Consider the following 16668-nt stretch of genomic DNA (forward strand, 5'->3'; position numbering starts at 1 on the left):
CCCGCCGACTCTATGGGAGGAAGGACCGTCTTGGCTCCGTCCGGATCGTTCGTTCACCTGCACAACCACACCGAGTACTCGATGCTCGATGGAGCGGCGAAGATCTCGCCGTTGTTCGCGGAGGCGGATCGGTTGGGCATGACCGCGGTCGGTATGACCGACCACGGCAACATGTACGGCGCCTCGGAGTTCTACAACTCGGCCAAGAAGGCGGGCATCAAGCCGATCATCGGCATCGAGGCCTATATCGCACCGGGCTCGCGTTTCGACACCAAGCGGGTGAAGTGGGGCGATCCGGGTCAGAAGGGCGACGACGTCTCGGGCTCGGGCGCCTACACGCACATGACGATGGTCGCCGAGAACGCGACCGGTCTGCGTAACCTGTTCAAGCTGTCGAGCTTGGCCTCTATCGAGGGTCAGTTGGGCAAGTGGGCGCGGATGGACGAGGAGATCATCGCCCAGCATGCCGAGGGGATCATCGCGACGACGGGCTGCCCGTCGGGTGAGGTACAGACGCGTCTTCGCCTCGGGCACGAGCGTGAAGCGCTCGAAGCCGCCGCGAAGTGGCAGGAGATCTTCGGCGCCGACAATTTCTTCCTCGAGGTGATGGACCACGGTCTGTCCATCGAGCGCCGGGTCCGTGAGGGCTTGATCGATATCAGTAAGCAGCTCGGGATCCCGCCGATCGCGACCAACGACTGCCATTACGTCACCAAGGACCAGTCGGTCAACCACGAAGCGCTGCTGTGTATTCAGACCGGCAAGACGCTGTCGGACCCGACCCGCTTCAAGTTCGACGGTGACGGCTACTACCTCAAGTCCGCCGCGGAGATGCGCGCCATCTGGGATGCCGAAGTCCCCGGTGCCTGCGACAACACCGAGCTCATCGGCGCACGGGTACAGCCCTACGACGAAGTCTGGGAACACCGTGACCGGATGCCGATCTTCCCGGTGCCCGAAGGCCACGACCAGGCCAGCTGGTTGCGCAAGGAAGTCCTCGACGGTCTCGATCGCCGCTTCCCGGACGGTGCCTCGCGCGAATATCTCGACCGCGCCGACTTCGAACTCAAAGTCATCTGCGAGATGGGTTTCCCCGCCTACTTCCTCGTTGTCGGTGACTTGATCAAGCACGCGCTCGAGGTCGGTATCCGGGTCGGTCCGGGCCGTGGTTCGGCGGCGGGTTCGCTGGTCGCCTACGCGATGGGTATCACCAATATCGACCCGATCCCGCACGGTCTGCTCTTCGAGCGGTTCCTCAACCCCGAGCGCGTGTCGATGCCCGATATCGATATCGACTTCGATGATCGCCGTCGCGGTGAGATGGTCCGCTACGCCACCGAGAAGTGGGGCAGCGACCGCGTGGCCCAGGTGATCACCTTCGGCACCATCAAGACCAAGGCCGCGATCAAGGACTCCGCGCGAGTGTTGTTCGGCCAGCCCGGTTTCGCTATCGCCGACCAGATCTCCAAGGCGTTGCCGCCGCCGATCATGGCCAAGGACATCTCGGTCTCGGGCATCACCGATCCTGACCATGAGCGGTACAAGGAAGCCGCCGAGGTGCGTGAGCTCATCGGCTCCAATCCTGATATCGCCAAGATCTACGAGACCGCGAAAGGCTTGGAGGGCCTGATCCGCAACGCGGGTGTGCACGCTTGCGCGGTCATTATGTCCTCGGAGCCGCTCACCGACGCGATCCCGGTGTGGAAGCGCGCCCAGGACGGCGCGATCATCACCGGCTGGGACTACCCGTCGTGTGAGGCCATCGGGCTGCTGAAGATGGACTTCCTGGGTCTGCGCAACCTCACCGTGATCGGTGATGCCCTGGAGAACATCAAAGCCAACCGTGGCATCGATCTGGACATGGACAACCTGCCGCTCGACGACCCGGCCACCTACGAACTGCTCGCCCGCGGCGACACTCTCGGCGTGTTCCAGCTCGACGGCAGCGCCATGCGCGACCTGCTGCGCCGCATGCAGCCCACCGGCTTCGGCGATATCGTCGCCGTCCTCGCGCTGTACCGCCCCGGCCCGATGGGCATGAACGCCCACAACGACTACGCCGACCGCAAGAACAACCGGCAAGAAGTCAAACCGATCCACCCCGAGCTCGAAGAGCCGCTGAAAGAGATCCTCGCCGACACCTTCGGCCTGATCGTCTATCAGGAACAGATCATGCAGATCGCGCAGAAGGTGGCCGGGTACTCGCTCGGCCAAGCCGATATCCTGCGCCGCGCCATGGGTAAGAAGAAGCTGTCGGTGCTGGAAGAGGCCTATGCGGGCTTCCGCGACGGCATGCTGGCCAACGACTTCTCCGAGCCCGCCATCAAGGCGCTGTGGGACACGATTCTCCCGTTCGCCGGTTACGCGTTCAACAAATCGCACGCCGCCGGCTACGGCCTCGTGTCCTTCTGGACCGCCTACCTCAAGGCCAACTACCCGGCCGAGTACATGGCCGGTCTGCTCACCTCCGTCGGTGACGACAAGGACAAGGCCGCCATCTACCTGTCGGATTGCCGCAAGATGGGCATCACGGTGCTGCCGCCCGATGTCAACGAATCGGAGCTGAACTTCGCCTCCGTCGGCACCGATATCCGGTTCGGCCTCGGCGCGGTCCGCAATGTCGGCACCAACGTGGTCGGCTCGATCATCAACGCGCGCAAGGAGAAGTCGAAGTTCACCGACTTCTCCGACTACCTGAACAAGATCGACGCGATCGCCTGCTCCAAGAAGGTCACCGAATCCCTCATCAAGGCAGGCGGTTTCGACTCACTCGGGCATCCGCGCAAGGGCTTGCTGCTGATCCATTCCGATGCGATCGACGCGGTGATGTCGACCAAGAAGGCCGAGGCGATCGGCCAGTTCGACCTGTTCGGCGGCCTCGGCGACGGCGACGATTCGATGGCATCGGTGTTCAACGTCAAAGTGCCGGAAGACGAATGGGAGACCAAGCACAAGCTCGCCCTCGAACGAGAGATGCTCGGCCTCTACGTGTCCGGGCATCCGCTCAACGGCGTCGAGCATGTGCTGGCCGCCCAGGTCGACACCCCCATCCCGGCGATCCTGGAAGGCGACGTCAAGGACGGCGCGCAGGTGACCATCGGCGGCATTCTCGCCTCGGTGAACCGCCGCATCAACAAGAACGGCCTGGCCTGGGCTTCGGCCCAGCTCGAGGACCTCACCGGTGGTGTGGAAGTGCTGTTCTTCCCGCAGTCGTACTCGGTGTACGGCATGGATGTGGTCGAAGACGCCGTGGTGCTGGTGAAGGCCCGCGTCTCGGTGCGTGACGACCGCATCTCGCTGATCGCCAATGACCTTGTCGTGCCCGATCTCTCGGCCATCGGCGTGGCCAAGCCGGTGGCAGTCGTGATGACCACTCGCATGTGCACGCCCGACAAGCTCGGCGAACTCAAGAAGGTCCTCTCCCGCCACCAGGGCACCTCGGATGTCTTCATCCGCCACGTCGGCGCCCGCGAGAAGACCACCATGCTCAAACTCGACGACGCCTGGCGGGTCTCCCCGTCCTCGGCCTTGATGGGCGATCTGAAAGCACTGCTCGGACCGGGCTGCCTGGGTTGAGCGAACAACGGCGAAACGACCCGCTGCCCTGCGGATCGTTTCGCCATCGAGGGTCTACTGAGGGATGAACTCGGGTACGCGAGCCTCGGAAGAGGCAGTGGCTGTACCTGGTTCACGCTCGAGCCGGTGGGACAGCGCTACGGTAGCGAGCATGGCAAGTCCTAGCCCCGCGCCGATCCAGCCCACCGAGGTGAAGCCGAGCCCGGCGCCGATGGCCAGTCCGCCGAGCCACGGGCCGACCGTGATCCCGATGTTGAACGCCGAATAGTTGGTCGCCGCGGCCAGCGTCGGCGCACCGTCGGCGAGGGTGAAGACGCGGGTGTTCAAGGCCGGGTTCGTGGCGAAACCGAAAGCGCCGAGCAGCAAGACGAGCACGACCATCGCCGCGGGGGAGTGCGCGGAGACAGCGATCGCGGCCGCGGCCACTGTCATTCCGGTGGCCCCCACGTACAAGGTGCGGAACGGGTGCGCGTCGGCGAAGCGCCCACCGATCGTGATGCCGATCAACCCGCCGACGCCGTACAGACCCAGCACCGCCGGGATCCACGCCGCCGAGATGCCGGTGGTGTCGGCCAGCAACGCGCCGAGATAGGCGAAGGTGACGAACGCCGAACCCGTCGACAGCGCGGTGGCGCCGTAGGACACCCACAGTCGCGGGTTCGCCATCACCCGCAATTCGCCGCGCAGCGCCGCGACCGTGCTCGGCCGGCCACCGGGAATCTTCGCGAACACGCCGATCATGGTCAGCGCGGACAGTCCGGCGACCGCCCAGAAGGCCGCGCGCCAGCCCCAGTGCTGGCCGATCACGGTGCCTGCGGGCACCCCGACGATCGTGGCGATGGTGAGTCCGCCCGCGACGATGCTCATCGCCCGTCCGCGTAACCGCGGCGCCACCAGGCTCACCGCGGTCGCGGCCGCCAGCGCCCAGAACCCGGCGTAGACGAAGGCGCTCACCACTCTGGTCCCGAAGATCACCCAGTAGTTCTCGCTCAGCGCGCCGACGACATGGGCGGCGACGAAGATCGCGAGGAAGGCGAGCAGCGCGTCGCGGCGCGGCCAACGCAGCGTCACCACGGCCAGCAGCGGCGCGCCGACCAGCATGCCCAGCGCGAAGGCCGAGATGAGCAGTCCGGCACTGGGAATGGAGACATCAAGGTCGGCGGCCATCTCGGGGAGGAGACCGGCGAGCATCAGCTCGGAGGTCCCCTGCGCGAAGATGGACAGGCCGAGGATGTAGACAGCGGTCGGCATGACAAGCCTTTCTGACGTGAATGGTTTTGAATCGATCAGTCCAAAATGAGGGCATGGCGAAAGTGGCTCGGGTTCGGTGAGCTCAGAGGCAGCGCATCGCGGTGTCGGCGATCGAGGAGAGGGTGGCGTGGTCCGCGCCGCCTCGCGCCGCGACCCGGATACCGCTGATCGTGGCGGTCAGGAACTCGGCGATGGCGCGGGGATCGCGATCATCGGCGAATTCGCCTGTGCGCTGGCCGCTGACGACGGTCGCCGTGAGCGCGTCGAGGCGGCGCTCCTGATCGGCGGCCAGAGTGGCGTTGATCTCGGCGTCGTGCGGCGCGAGTTCCACGATCGAATTGACGACGAGGCAGCCCGTCGGTTCGGTGTCGGGTGCGTCGGCGGCCCGGTGCAGGACGGCGCTGATCCGCTCCCTGGCCGGTGCGTCGCTGTCGAGGAGGTCGAACAGGGGTGCGTTCTTCATGGTGATGTAGTGCCGCAGTGCGCGATCGAACAGGTCGCGTTTGCTGGTGAAGGTGTTGTAGATGCTGCTGCGACCCAAACCTGTTGCGGCGCAGAGATCCTGGGTGGACGTCGCCTCGTAACCCGCGGACCAGAACGCGCGCATCGCGGCATCCACCGCGCGGTGCTCGTCGAATTCCTTGGGTCGGGCCATGGCGACGACCGTAGCATGTTTTGAACAGATCAGTCCAAAATTGGAGCTGTGTGCGGGTACAGGCCATCGGCGGCTTCCCTGTGGTGGGTCGTGATGGCCGCCCCGCGAACGACGAGCTAGCGTCGAGAGACGTGACGTCCGTGCCGCTGCTCGACTCGCCATCGCCCGCCGAGATGTCGTCTCGGCCGGGGCGGCTCGCGTTGTCGAAGCGGGCGGTGCTGATCGCCGCGGCCTGTCTGATCGTGGCGCAGCTGATACTGCGCGGGTGGGTGGCCGGGTCCGGGTTCTTCTACTGGGACGACTTCCTGCTGATCGGGCGGGTGAGCAGTCAGCCGGTGTTCTCGACGGAATTGCTGTTCACCAGTCACGACGGGCACGTGATGCCGCTGGCCTTCGTACTGACCTGGCTGGTCACCGAGGTGGCGCCGCTGCAGTGGACGCCGGCGGTCATCGTGTTGGTGGCGTTGCAGTTGCTCGCGTCGCTGGCGGTGGTGCGCTTGGTCGTCGTGCTGCTCGGAGTTCGCGCCAGGATGCTGGGGCCGTTGGCGTTCTACCTGTTCGTGCCGTTGACGGTGCCCGCGTTCGCCTGGTGGGCGGCGGCGGTGAATGCGCTGCCGTTGCAGATCGCGCTGGCCTGGGTCAGTGCGGACGCTGTGCGGCTGGTGCGGACCGGGCGGCGCGGGTACGCGGTGTCGGGGGCCGTGGTGTTCGCGGTGGCGTTGCTGTTCTTCGAGAAATCGGTGGTCGTGCTGCCGGTGGCTTTCGCGGTGGCCGTGCTCGCGGCCCACGTCTCGGGAGGGTCGGTGCGCGACACCGCCCGCCGTGGCGCCGCACTGTGGACGGCGGCCGGTGCGGTATTGCTGGTGTGGTCGGCGGGCTTCCTGCTCGTGATCCAACGCCCACGGGGACTCTCGGCTCCCGAACACCCCGGATCCCTGTGGAGTCGGGCGCTGTCGGACGGGCTGGTGCCCGCCCTGCTCGGCGGTCCGTGGCGCTGGGAACGCTGGCAACCCGCCACGCCGTGGGCCGATCCACCGGGCCTGCTGGTCGCGCTGAGCTGGTTGTTGCTGATCCTGTTCGCGGCGTGGACGATTCGCACCCGCCGCCGGGTGGTCGCGGTGTGGGCATGCACCGCCGCGTACGCGGTCCTGACCATCGCGCCCGTCGTCCTCCTGCGCGACGGCCCGAGTACCCCGGGCCTGCTGCTCCAGTCCCTGCGCTACTTCGCCGACTTCGCCGTCATCGCCACCGTCGCGCTCGCGCTGATCGCCGCGGCGCCCGGTCGGTCACGGTCGGATGCGGTGCCTGGATCGAACAAGCCTGCACGACAACGGGTTCTGTCGAGTGTCCGTCGTGGCATCGTCGGCGGGTCGGCGTCGATCGAGAAGGGTGACGGACGAGCGCGGCAAGTAGCTGGTGTCGCGGCGATCACCCTGTTCCTCGCGAGCAGCGTGTACTCGACGATCACTTTCACCAGATCGTGGGAACCGAGCCCGGCTCGCACCTATGTCACCGGAGTGCGAGCCGCTCTTCCCGGAGCCGCCGACGCCCCGCTGCTGCCGCAGGAGGTGCCGTGGAATGTCTTGAACCCGTTGGCCTTCCCCGAGAACATGACCGACCGCGTCTTCGCCCCGATCGCGACACCCACCACCTTCGCCCTGTCGACCCCACGCCTGCGCATGATCACCGATGAAGGCGACATCGTCGACGCCCAGGTCTGGTGGAACCGCGCGATCGTCGCGGGGCCCGAACCCCGCTGCGGCCACCGCGTGCGCGGCACCGCGGGCGCCAACCTCCCACTCGACGGACCCATGCAGATCCGCGACTGGACCGCCCAGCTGAACTACAACGCCGACCGTGACGGCCGGATCGCCCTGTCCTTCGAAGGCGAGACCGAAACGATCGCCGACGTGCGCGCGGGCCTGAACACCGTGTACGTCCGGCTGCTCGGCGGTGGCGACACCCTGCGCATCCGGTCCCTCGACGAGCGGCAGTCACTGTGCGTCGGCGCCGGACCGGTCGGGGTCGCCGCGTACCCGCGGTGATTCGTTGATCGAGCACACCGGCGCGGGGCATGCGATGCTGGGCCGATGAGGCAGTTTCGGGTGTGGGCGCCGGAGGCGGGAGCGGTGCGGCTGCAACTGGACGGGGTGGAGCACCCGATGCGCCGAAACGGCGGCGGCAACTGGTCGGTGCGCGTCGACGCAGGTCAGGGTGCTCGATACGGGTTCCTGGTCGATGACGATCCGACGGTACTGCCCGACCCCCGCTCGGCCCGTCAACCCGACGGGGTGCACGAGACCTCCGCGGTCCACGACCTCGACCCGACGGCCTGGACCGACCGGAGCTGGACCGGTCGCCCCCTGGCCGGCTCGGTGTTCTACGAACTCCACATCGGCACCTTCACCCCCGACGGCACCTTCGACGCGGCGATCGCCCATCTCGACCACCTCGTCACCCTCGGCGTGACCACCGTCGAACTCATGCCCGTCAACGCTTTCGACGGCACCCACAACTGGGGCTACGACGGCGTCCTCTGGTACGCGGTGCAGGAGAGCTACGGCGGCCCCGACGGCCTGCAACGCTTCGTCGACGCCTGTCACGCCCGCGGCCTGGCCGTCTGCCTCGACGTGGTCTACAACCATCTCGGCCCCTGCGGCAACTACCTGCCGCGCTTCGGCCCCTACCTCGCCACCGGCCGCAACACCTGGGGCCAGAGCCTCAATCTCGATGGTCCCGGGTCGGACGCGGTCCGCGCCTACATCATCGACAACGCCCTGCGCTGGCTGCGCGAGTTCCACATCGACGCGTTGCGCATCGACGCCGTCCACGCGCTGGTCGACCGCACCGCCACCCATCTGCTCGCCGAGCTCACCGTCGAAACGACCGCGCTGGCAGCACATCTGGGCCGACCGCTCAGCCTGATCGCCGAGAGCGACCTCAACGATCCCCGACTGATCACCCCGCGCGCGGCGGGTGGCTACGGACTGACCGGCCAGTGGAACGACGACCTGCACCACGCCGTCCACACCGCTGTTTCCGGCGAAAGGCAGGGCTACTACGCCGATTTCGGCTCACTGGCCTGCCTCATGCACACCCTCACCCACGGGTTCTTCCACGCCGCTACCTATTCCAGCTTCCGCGGTCGCACCCACGGGGCGCCCATTCCCCGCGACCTCGTCCCCGGCAGTGCCCTGCTCGGCTACACCTGCAACCACGACCAAATCGGCAATCGCGCGATCGGTGACCGCCCCAGCGACTACCTCACCCCCGGCCAACTCGCGGTGAAGGCGGCACTGGTGTTGCTCTCGGCGAGCACCCCGATGCTGTTCATGGGGGAGGAGTGGGGCGCGCGCACCCCGTTCCAGTTCTTCACCTCCCACACCGACCCCGTCGTCGCCGCGGCCACCGCCACCGGGCGCCGCGCCGAATTCGCCCAGCACGGATGGTCCAGCGAGGAGGTGCCGGACCCGCAGGACCCGGCCACCTTCACCCGCTCCAAGCTCGACTGGACCGAGATCGGTCGCGAACCGCACGCCCGGTTGCTCGCCTGCTATCGCGGCCTGCTCGCGCTACGCGCATCGAGGCCGGAGTTCACCGACCCATGGCTGCAACGAGTGTGGGCCGACTATGACGAAGCACAGCGTTGGTTCATCCTGCGTCGTGGTCGAATCTCGGTGGTGTGCAACCTCGCCGAGGACGAAGTGGTCATCCCGGTGCACGGTCGTGTGCTGCTCGCCTGGTCGCCTGCCACCGAAAGTGGTGCGGGAACACTCATTTCGGGTCACAGTTTCGCGGTGCTCGAAGAGGGCGACGGCGCGGGGACGGTGGTCACCGAGTGATGACGACAGGGCACGGGTCGGCCACAGTCCGAAACGCGCCATTGCCGAATAGGCATAACGCCGTATAGTTGGATGATGAGCAACGACGCTTACGGGCAGGATAGCGCTGCCCTCCCGGCCGGTGTCGGGGGTTTCGCCCCTGCCGGGTTCGGCCCGCTGGTGCGGGCTTTCGCCGGCTTGATCGGCCACCGCCGCGGCGCGGGCGGCGCCCTCGCGGTATATCGGCACGGTGAACCACTCGCCCATTTCTGGATCGGCAGTGCTGGTGACACCGCGTGGACCGCGAACACCGGTTCCATCGTGTTCTCCGCGACCAAGGGCGTCACCGCCACCGTCATCCACCGGCTCGCCGACCGCGGACTCATCGACTATCAGGCGCCGATCGCCGAATACTGGCCGCGTTTCGCCGCGCACGGCAAAGGTTCGATCACCGTGGCTGACGTCCTCACCCACCGTGCCGGGCTGTCGTCGCTGTCGGCGGTCGCCAACAGCGCCCAAGAATCCCTCGATCACGAGCTGATGGAGGATCGGCTGGCGATGGCCGCCCCCGACCGGATGCTCGGCGTGCCCACCTATCACGCCCTGACCTACGGTTGGCTGCTCGCCGGCCTGGCCAGGGGCGTCACCGGCAAGAGCATGAGCGAGCTGATCCGCACCGAGGTCACCGACCCTCTCGGCATCGACGGGATCCACCTCGGCCACCCGGGCGCGGGGTCCTCGACCGAGTACGCCCGGCTGGCAGGCGCGCACCTGAGCTTCGCCGCGCACCCCCTCGCCGCCGCATTCCTCGGCAAGGTCGGCTTCCGGCTGCCCGGCCCCCTCGGCGCAGCTGCCCGCTGCCTGTTCGTGCCCGGCCTCGACGGCATTCTCGACGGCGACCACCCGCCGATCCTGAGCACCGAGATGCCCGCGGGCAACGGGGTCGCCACCGCTCCCGGCCTCGCGAAGATGTATGCCGCGCTGGCCGACGGCGTCACCGTCGACGGCTCGCCTTTCCTGCAGCCGAGCACACACGCCGCGATCCGCAAGGTCCAGACCTACCGGCTCGACCACGCCTTGTTCTACCTGCCGATGATGTGGCACCTGGGCTACCACTCGATGCCCGCGGTCGGTGCGCGGAACGGGTTCGGCCACATCGGCCTCGGTGGTTCTTTCGGCTGGGTCGACCCGCAGTCGGGGCTTTCCGTGGCCTACGTCCACAACCGGCTCGACCAGATCCTGCTGCCCTACGACCAGGTCGCCATGGGCTGGCTGCTGCCGCTGGTGCTGTCGAGTGTTCGCGCGGCGGGCCGCGAGGCCGGACATCGCGAGGACCGCGCGGCGGCATAACCGCCGCGCGGACTCCCTACGTGAGGTAGCGGTAGGCGGGGGAACCCGGTTCCAGGCGTTCGGCCTGGATCGGGGACTCCTCGATGCGGTGCATCAGCGAGGCCAAGTTGTCGGTGGCGCCGAGTTCGATGCCGACCAGCGCCGCCCCGGTGTCCCGGTTGTTGCGCTTGACGTACTCGAACATGGTGATGTCGTCGTCGGGGCCGAGGACATCGTCGAGGAAGCGGCGCAGCGCGCCGGGCTCCTGCGGGAAGTCCACCAGGAAGTAGTGCTTGAGACCGCGGTGCACCAGTGAGCGTTCGATGATCTCGCCGTAGCGCGAGACATCGTTGTTACCGCCCGAGACCAGCACCACGACCGTGCTGCCGGGCTCGATGTCGATCTCGGCCAGTGCCGCGGTGGCCAGCGCGCCCGCGGGTTCGGCGATGATGCCTTCGCTCTGGTAGAGGTCGAGCATCGCGGTGCAGATGGCGCCCTCGTCGACCAGCATCACCCGGAAAGGCGCTGTGCCGGTGTGGTCTTCGGGCGTCGTGAGCAGGGGCAGCGAGGCGTGCGAGACCATCCGCCCGCCGAACGACGCGGCCGTCCGGTAGGGCAGTTCACCGATGCGGCGCACAGCGGCACCGTCGACGAACGGGTCGATCTCGGGCAGCGTCACCGGAGCACCGGCGACCAGCGCGGCGGTGAGCGAGGCCGCGCCAGCGGGTTCCACGCCGAGCAGGCTGGTGTGCGGTGCTCGTTCGCGCAGGTAGGTGCCGATGCCGGCGAGGCAGCCGCCGCCGCCGACCGGCACGACCACCAGATCGGGCGCGGTGCCGAGCTGCTCGAGGAATTCCGCGGCGATGGTGCCCTGGCCCGCGGCGGTGCGCGGGTCGTCGAACGGCGGAACCATGGTGGCGCCGGTGCGGGCCACATCGTCGGCGGCTGCCGCGGCCGCGGCGTCGTAGGTCTCGCCGACGGCGATCAGCTCGACGAACTCGCCGCCGTGCACGCGGATGCGGTCACGCTTCTGCTTGGGGGTGGTGGTCGGCACGTAGATGCGCCCGCGCACGCCCATCGTTCGGCAGGCGAAGGCCACGCCCTGCGCGTGATTGCCCGCGCTGGCGGCCACCACACCGGCCGCGCGCTCGACGGCGGTGAGTTGCACCATCAGGTTGTAGGCGCCGCGCAGCTTGTAGGAGCGGACCGCGGTCAGGTCTTCGCGCTTGAGATACACCTGGGCGCCGGTGTCGGCCGACAGCCGCGCGCTGTACTGCAGCGGCGTCGGCTCGATGATCCCGGAAATTCGCTTCGCGGCGGCGTCGATCTCGTCCGCGGTGAGCGGCGGACGGGTTACGGGCACTTCGGCGACGTCAGCGATGTGGGACACCCCGACCATGCTACCGAGGCTCCTCGCGCGCTCGGTCAGCGGAACCACCCGCCGTGGTTACCACGGCGGGTGTGCTCCGACCTGCGGTTCAGCGCGGGGTGAGGACGAAGACCGGGATCACGCGATCGGTCTTCTTCGTGTACTCGTCGTAGTCGGGCCACGCGGCGACCGCGCGCTCCCACCACTGCGCTCGCTCGTCGCCGACGACCTCGCGCGCGGTGTAGTCCTTGGTGGTGGTGCCGTCGCGCAGTTCGACGTGCGGATCGGCCTTGATGTTGTGGTACCAGACGGGATTCTTCGGCGCCCCGCCCAGCGAAGCGACGACGGCGTACTCGCCGTCGTGCTCGACCCGCATCAGCGGTGTCTTGCGCAGCTTGCCGGACTTGGCGCCCTTGGTGGTGAGCAGGATGACGGGTTTGCCTTGCAGCGAAGTGCCCTCGGCACCGCCGGAATTCTCGTAGGTCTCGGCCTGTTCGCGTGCCCAGTCCGAAGTGCTCGGTGCGTACTCTCCTGTCAATGGCATAACTTGCACAACGAATCGTCGCTTTGTGATGTTCCTGACAGAGTCATGCGGATAAGTTCGGTGGCCCGAACTTCGATGTGCGCCTATCCTGGTCTTCATGGCAGTGCTCACCTCATCGGCAGCATCCGCGACCGTCGACATCGCGGGTAGCGCTTGGCCGGTCTACAAGCTCGAGGCGCTGGTCGCCGCGCTCGTGGTCGGTGCGCTGTTGCTGCTGGTCGTCGGGTCGCCGCAGGTCGCGGTGCTTGCCGCGGCAGCGGTCGCCGCCGTCCGCTGGACCGTGGGCGCGACCCGCACCGCCTCGCGTACTTGATTCGGTCGGCCTAGCCCTGTCGCGGATTCACTCCGTCAGGTCGAGCGCGCTCAGCTCACCGCGCGACAGCACGCCCAGCTTCGGATACGCCTTGTACAGGTGATGGCCGACCGTGCGGTGGCTCAGGAACAACCGCGCCGCGATCTCCCGGTTCGACAAGCCCTGCGCAGCCAGTCGCACGATCTGTGATTCCTGCGGGGTGAGCGAGCTCAGCGGCCCGCCGCTCGCCCGGGCGCCTGTGCCGACGCCGAGCGCGCCCAATTCGGTGCGGGCTCGCTCGCTCCACGGCGTCGCGTCGAGCCGATCGAACAGTTTCATGGCCAGCTCCAGCTGAGTCCGCGCGTCGACCTTACGTTTGTCGCGGCGCAGCCACTCGCCGTAGAGCAGCCGGGTGCGGGCTTCGTCGAACGGGCGGTTCACGGCGAGCGCGGCCACGAAGTGCTGCTCGGCGTCGGATCCGTCGGCCAGCAGCGCACGCCCGCGGGCCGCCAGCGCCGCGATCCACGCCTGTCCGGCGCGCTGTGCCCAGTTGGTGAGTCGATCCAGTGCTTCGGTCGCCCGGTCCGTCGCGCCGAGGCGAACCGCCACTTCGATCTGATCCGGGAGCGTGCGCAGCCCGATCACGTGGTGGCGAGCCGGTTCGATCGTCATATGCGCGAGCTCTGTTTGTGCCTGCTCCAGCCTGCCTTCGCCGAGCGCGAGCAGCGCCACGGCCGCGTGCGCCCACGACGCGCCCACCGCGCCCGGCCCACCGAATTCCTCGGCCACCGCACGATCGGCATGATCGCGACAGGCTGTCGGATCACCCTGTAGGGCAGCGAGATACGCCAGGAACGCGTGGATCTGACTCACCCATTGCGCCTGCCCGATGTCCTGTGCGATCCGCAGCCCTTCCTCGGCCGCGATCCGACTCTCGCGTGGCCGCCCGCCGAACGACAACCCCTCGGAGCGAAAGAACAGCAGTGGCGCCAGCAAACCGATCCGTCCCTGCTCCCGGCATTCCCTGACCAACTCACCGGCCAGCTCTTCGACCTGCGCGTCCTGGCCGACAACCAAGCCGCTGCCACACAACTGCACGAGGTCGGCCGGACTGTCCGCTCCGCCCGCCCGGGCGGCGGCCGCCGCGTCGCGCAGTTCAGCGACCCGGTGTCCGGTCACCGACCCGGTCAGGTATCGCACAATCGGCGTCGCGGGATCGTCCTCCACCAGCCGCAGCGTCGTCAGAACGGCGGCGACCTCGTCGAGCTCATCGGGTCCGAGGTACCACGCGGTGTGTACGGCCTTGGTCAGAATCCGGGCCGCGCCACGGGGATCGGTCTCGCGCGCCGCGACGGCCGCCGACATCAGCCGTCGATGCGCGGAACCCGGTTTGCCACCGGCGAATTCGGCCTGCGCGCGCACCAAGTCCAGCCGCAGTTCGAACCCGGATCCGTCGGAACCGAGGGCGGCCGCCGAACGTGACCGGCTCGTCGGGTCGGTCTCCGCTCGGTCGACGTCGGCATCGAATTCGGCCCGGTGGGACAGCGACTCGGCTCGCTCGGCCAGTCGCTCCGCTCGGTCGGTGAGGCCGGCTTCGGTCGCGGTCTCGGCGGCGAGGACGAGCCTGCGCACCCGCGCACCGGCGTCGGTACTCAACGCCGCCGCGCGATCATAGGCGGACACCGCGCCGTGGAAGCCGTGACGGCGTCGGGCGCGATCGGCTGTTCGCTCCAGCGCGGTCGCGGTGTGTTCGTCGGGACCCGTTGCCGCGCAAGCGAGGTGCCACGCGCGCAGATCGGCGGCGTCGTCGTCGACCAGTGCGTCGGCGAGCGCGCGATGGGCGGCGAGGCGGTCGGTGAGCGCTGAGCCCTGGTACACCGCCGAGCGCAACAGTGGATGGCGCCAGGTGAGCACCTGACCGTCGGTGGCGACCATGCCCGCGTCCTGCGCGGGTTGCAGATCCGGAAGTGACGCGCCGAGTACGGACGCGGCACGCAGAACCGGAGCGAGGTCTGCCGCACCCGCCGCCGCCGCGATCAGGAGCACGGTTCTGGTCGCTGCGGGCAGGCGGGTGACCCGCCCGTGGAAAGCCAGTTGCAACCGCTGTGTGAGCGGCAACGGATTGCTCTCGTCGACTATGCCCTCGCCGACCACAGACGGAAGTTCCAGCAGCGCAAGCGGATTACCGCCCGCTTCGGCGAGCAGTCGATACCGCATGGCCGGACTCAACGAAATCGTCCCGGCGTCGAGCAGTGCCGCCGCGGCATCGGGACGCAACCCCGCCAGCGCGAGTTCCGTCAGCCCGGGAGCGGGAAAATCCTGCGGTCCCGAGCGAGTCGCGAACAGCATCACCACCCCTTCGGCATCGAGTCTGCGGGCCGCGAACAGCAGTGCCTCCGCGGTGGCCCGGTCCAGCCAGTGCGCGTCGTCGATCACACACAGCAGCGGGCCCTGCGCCGCCTCCTCGGCGAGCAGGGTCAGGACCGCCAGCCCGATCAGCATGCGGTCCGCGGGGGCGCCCTCGCCCAGTCCGAAAGCTGCCTCGAGTGCCTCGCGCTGCCGCGACGGCAGTTGCCGCACCAGCTCCATGCCGGGGCGGACCAGCAGATGTAGTGCCGCGAAGGGCAATTCGGCCTCGGACTCGATGCCCGCACTGCGCACGGTCGGAATGCCTTGCGCCGCCGCGTAATCCAGCAGCGCGGTTTTTCCGATCCCGGCATCGCCGCGCAGCACCATGGCCCCGCTCCGGCCCGCGCGCGCCCCGCTGAGCAGGTCATCGATCATGGCCTGTTCGGTGTCGCGTCCGTGCAGCATGGGTATCACCGTATCGCCGTACCGGTATCGCCAGTAGTCGCGACGGAAAAAGTACCTATAGGCGACTGATTCGACCGACCCCCTGCGCGCCATAACGTTGGTGTCATCGCAGGAAAAACCCGCGAAATACCAGTTCAAAGCCTATTTCGGAGGTCGAGATGAACACCGTCGTCGCACAGTACCTGGAAGCCTGGAACACCCGCGAGCCCGCCGCCCGCCGCTCCGCGGTCGCCCGTCTGTTCACCCCGGACGCCCGCTACGTCGACCCGTTGGTCGCGGTCACCGGCCATGCCGAACTCGAAGCCGCCATCGCGGGAGTGCAGTCGCAGTTCCCCGACTGGACCTTCACCCTGGCCGGCCCCGTCGACGCCCATCACGACCAGGTCCGCTTCACCTGGGGTCTCGGGCCCGCCGACGCCCCCGCCGTAGTGATCGGCTTCGACGTCGCTGTTCTCACCGACGGCCGCATCGACAGCGTCTACGGCTTCCTCGACCAGGTCCCCGCCACCACGTAACCCTCTCGCAGCCAAGGAGATTCGCCATGACCACCACCGCCCCGTCCCGCCTGTCCGCCCTGTTCGCCTCCGGCGAGAACCTGCTGCGGGTGTCGTTGCGCCTCGACGCGGTCGTCACCACCGCCAACGGCATCGCCTACCTGGCGCTGGCGCAACCGCTGGAACGGCTACTCGGACTCGATGCCGGCGTCGGCCTCGCGATCGGCGCGTTCCTCACCGCCTACGGCCTGGCCGTCGCGTTCGTCGGCCGCTCGTCTCCGGTCAACCGGACCGCGGCGTCGGTGGTGGCGATCGGCAATACCGCCTGGGTCGTGGCCGGCCTCGCCGCGCTGTCGACCGGCGTACTCGGTCTCACCACGGTGGGCGCGGTGTGGGCGGTGATGCAGTCGGTGACCGTCGGCGGATTCGCTGCCCTGCAGTACCTCGGCCTACGTCGCAGCAACTGAGCCGGACCCGAAGGGCCGACGCACACCGCGTCGGTCCTTGGCCCGTCCCGGAGCAG

12 protein-coding genes are annotated in these 16668 nt (G+C 68.2%); 7 read left to right on the plus strand and 5 right to left on the minus strand.

Translation table 11 applies throughout. The features are described 5' to 3' along the window. Positions 1-12: 12 nt before the first annotated feature. Positions 13-3576: a DNA polymerase III subunit alpha gene (gene dnaE, locus OHS03_RS04320; RefSeq protein ID WP_328660956.1), complete on the plus strand. Its 3564-nt coding sequence runs from the start codon at positions 13-15 to the stop codon at positions 3574-3576. A 54-nt stretch (positions 3577-3630) separates the two neighbouring features. Here dnaE and OHS03_RS04325 read toward each other — a convergent pair whose 3' ends face one another. Together OHS03_RS04325 and OHS03_RS04330 are read right to left on the minus strand one after the other, a co-directional pair. After that, a complete protein-coding gene (locus OHS03_RS04325) occupies positions 3631-4827 on the minus strand; it encodes a Cmx/CmrA family chloramphenicol efflux MFS transporter (RefSeq protein WP_328660959.1) in 1197 nt (398 codons plus the stop codon). Positions 4828-4909: 82 nt separating this feature from the next. Continuing rightward, positions 4910-5482, minus strand: coding sequence for a TetR/AcrR family transcriptional regulator (locus OHS03_RS04330; protein ID WP_328660961.1), 573 nt, complete (start codon positions 5480-5482; stop codon positions 4910-4912). A gap of 131 nt (positions 5483-5613) precedes the next feature. On the opposite strand from OHS03_RS04330, the gene OHS03_RS04335 reads away from it, so the two are divergent. The 3 genes from OHS03_RS04335 to OHS03_RS04345 all read left to right on the plus strand — a co-directional run bounded on the left by OHS03_RS04335 (position 5614) and on the right by OHS03_RS04345 (position 10653). Beyond that, positions 5614-7527, plus strand: a complete 1914-nt coding sequence (locus OHS03_RS04335; protein WP_328660963.1) for a hypothetical protein — start codon at positions 5614-5616, stop codon at positions 7525-7527. A gap of 45 nt (positions 7528-7572) precedes the next feature. After that, on the plus strand, positions 7573-9324 hold the full coding sequence (gene treZ, locus OHS03_RS04340) for a malto-oligosyltrehalose trehalohydrolase (RefSeq protein ID WP_328660965.1): 1752 nt from the start codon (positions 7573-7575) through the stop codon (positions 9322-9324). 75 nt (positions 9325-9399) lie between these two features. After that, positions 9400-10653 carry a serine hydrolase domain-containing protein gene (locus OHS03_RS04345; RefSeq protein ID WP_328660967.1) on the plus strand — a complete coding sequence of 418 codons (1254 nt, stop codon included), beginning with the start codon at positions 9400-9402 and terminating at the stop codon, positions 10651-10653. Between the two features lie 16 nt (positions 10654-10669). On the opposite strand, the gene ilvA is transcribed toward OHS03_RS04345, so the two are convergent. Next, on the minus strand, positions 10670-12022 hold the full coding sequence (ilvA, locus tag OHS03_RS04350; RefSeq protein WP_328660969.1) for a threonine ammonia-lyase IlvA: 1353 nt from the start codon (positions 12020-12022) through the stop codon (positions 10670-10672). 88 nt (positions 12023-12110) lie between these two features. After that, positions 12111-12545 carry a nitroreductase family deazaflavin-dependent oxidoreductase gene (locus OHS03_RS04355; protein ID WP_062992459.1) on the minus strand — a complete coding sequence of 145 codons (435 nt, stop codon included), beginning with the start codon at positions 12543-12545 and terminating at the stop codon, positions 12111-12113. Positions 12546-12642: 97 nt separating this feature from the next. Between OHS03_RS04355 and OHS03_RS04360 the strand changes: the two genes are divergently transcribed. Then, positions 12643-12858 carry a hypothetical protein gene (locus OHS03_RS04360; RefSeq protein ID WP_328660971.1) on the plus strand — a complete coding sequence of 72 codons (216 nt, stop codon included), beginning with the start codon at positions 12643-12645 and terminating at the stop codon, positions 12856-12858. 27 nt (positions 12859-12885) lie between these two features. On the opposite strand, the gene OHS03_RS04365 is transcribed toward OHS03_RS04360, so the two are convergent. Next, positions 12886-15651, minus strand: a complete 2766-nt coding sequence (locus OHS03_RS04365; RefSeq protein WP_328660972.1) for an AAA family ATPase — start codon at positions 15649-15651, stop codon at positions 12886-12888. A 158-nt stretch (positions 15652-15809) separates the two neighbouring features. On the opposite strand from OHS03_RS04365, the gene OHS03_RS04370 reads away from it, so the two are divergent. Both OHS03_RS04370 and OHS03_RS04375 read left to right on the plus strand, forming a co-directional pair. Then, a complete protein-coding gene (locus tag OHS03_RS04370; protein ID WP_056816327.1) occupies positions 15810-16166 on the plus strand; it encodes a nuclear transport factor 2 family protein in 357 nt (118 codons plus the stop codon). A 26-nt stretch (positions 16167-16192) separates the two neighbouring features. Beyond that, entirely contained in the window at positions 16193-16612 is a 420-nt protein-coding gene (locus OHS03_RS04375) for a hypothetical protein (RefSeq protein ID WP_328660974.1), read from the plus strand. The last annotated feature ends 56 nt before the right edge of the window (positions 16613-16668 follow it).

The sequence above is a fragment of the Nocardia salmonicida genome, from assembly GCF_036142455.1.
GTDB classification, from domain to species: domain Bacteria; phylum Actinomycetota; class Actinomycetes; order Mycobacteriales; family Mycobacteriaceae; genus Nocardia; species Nocardia salmonicida.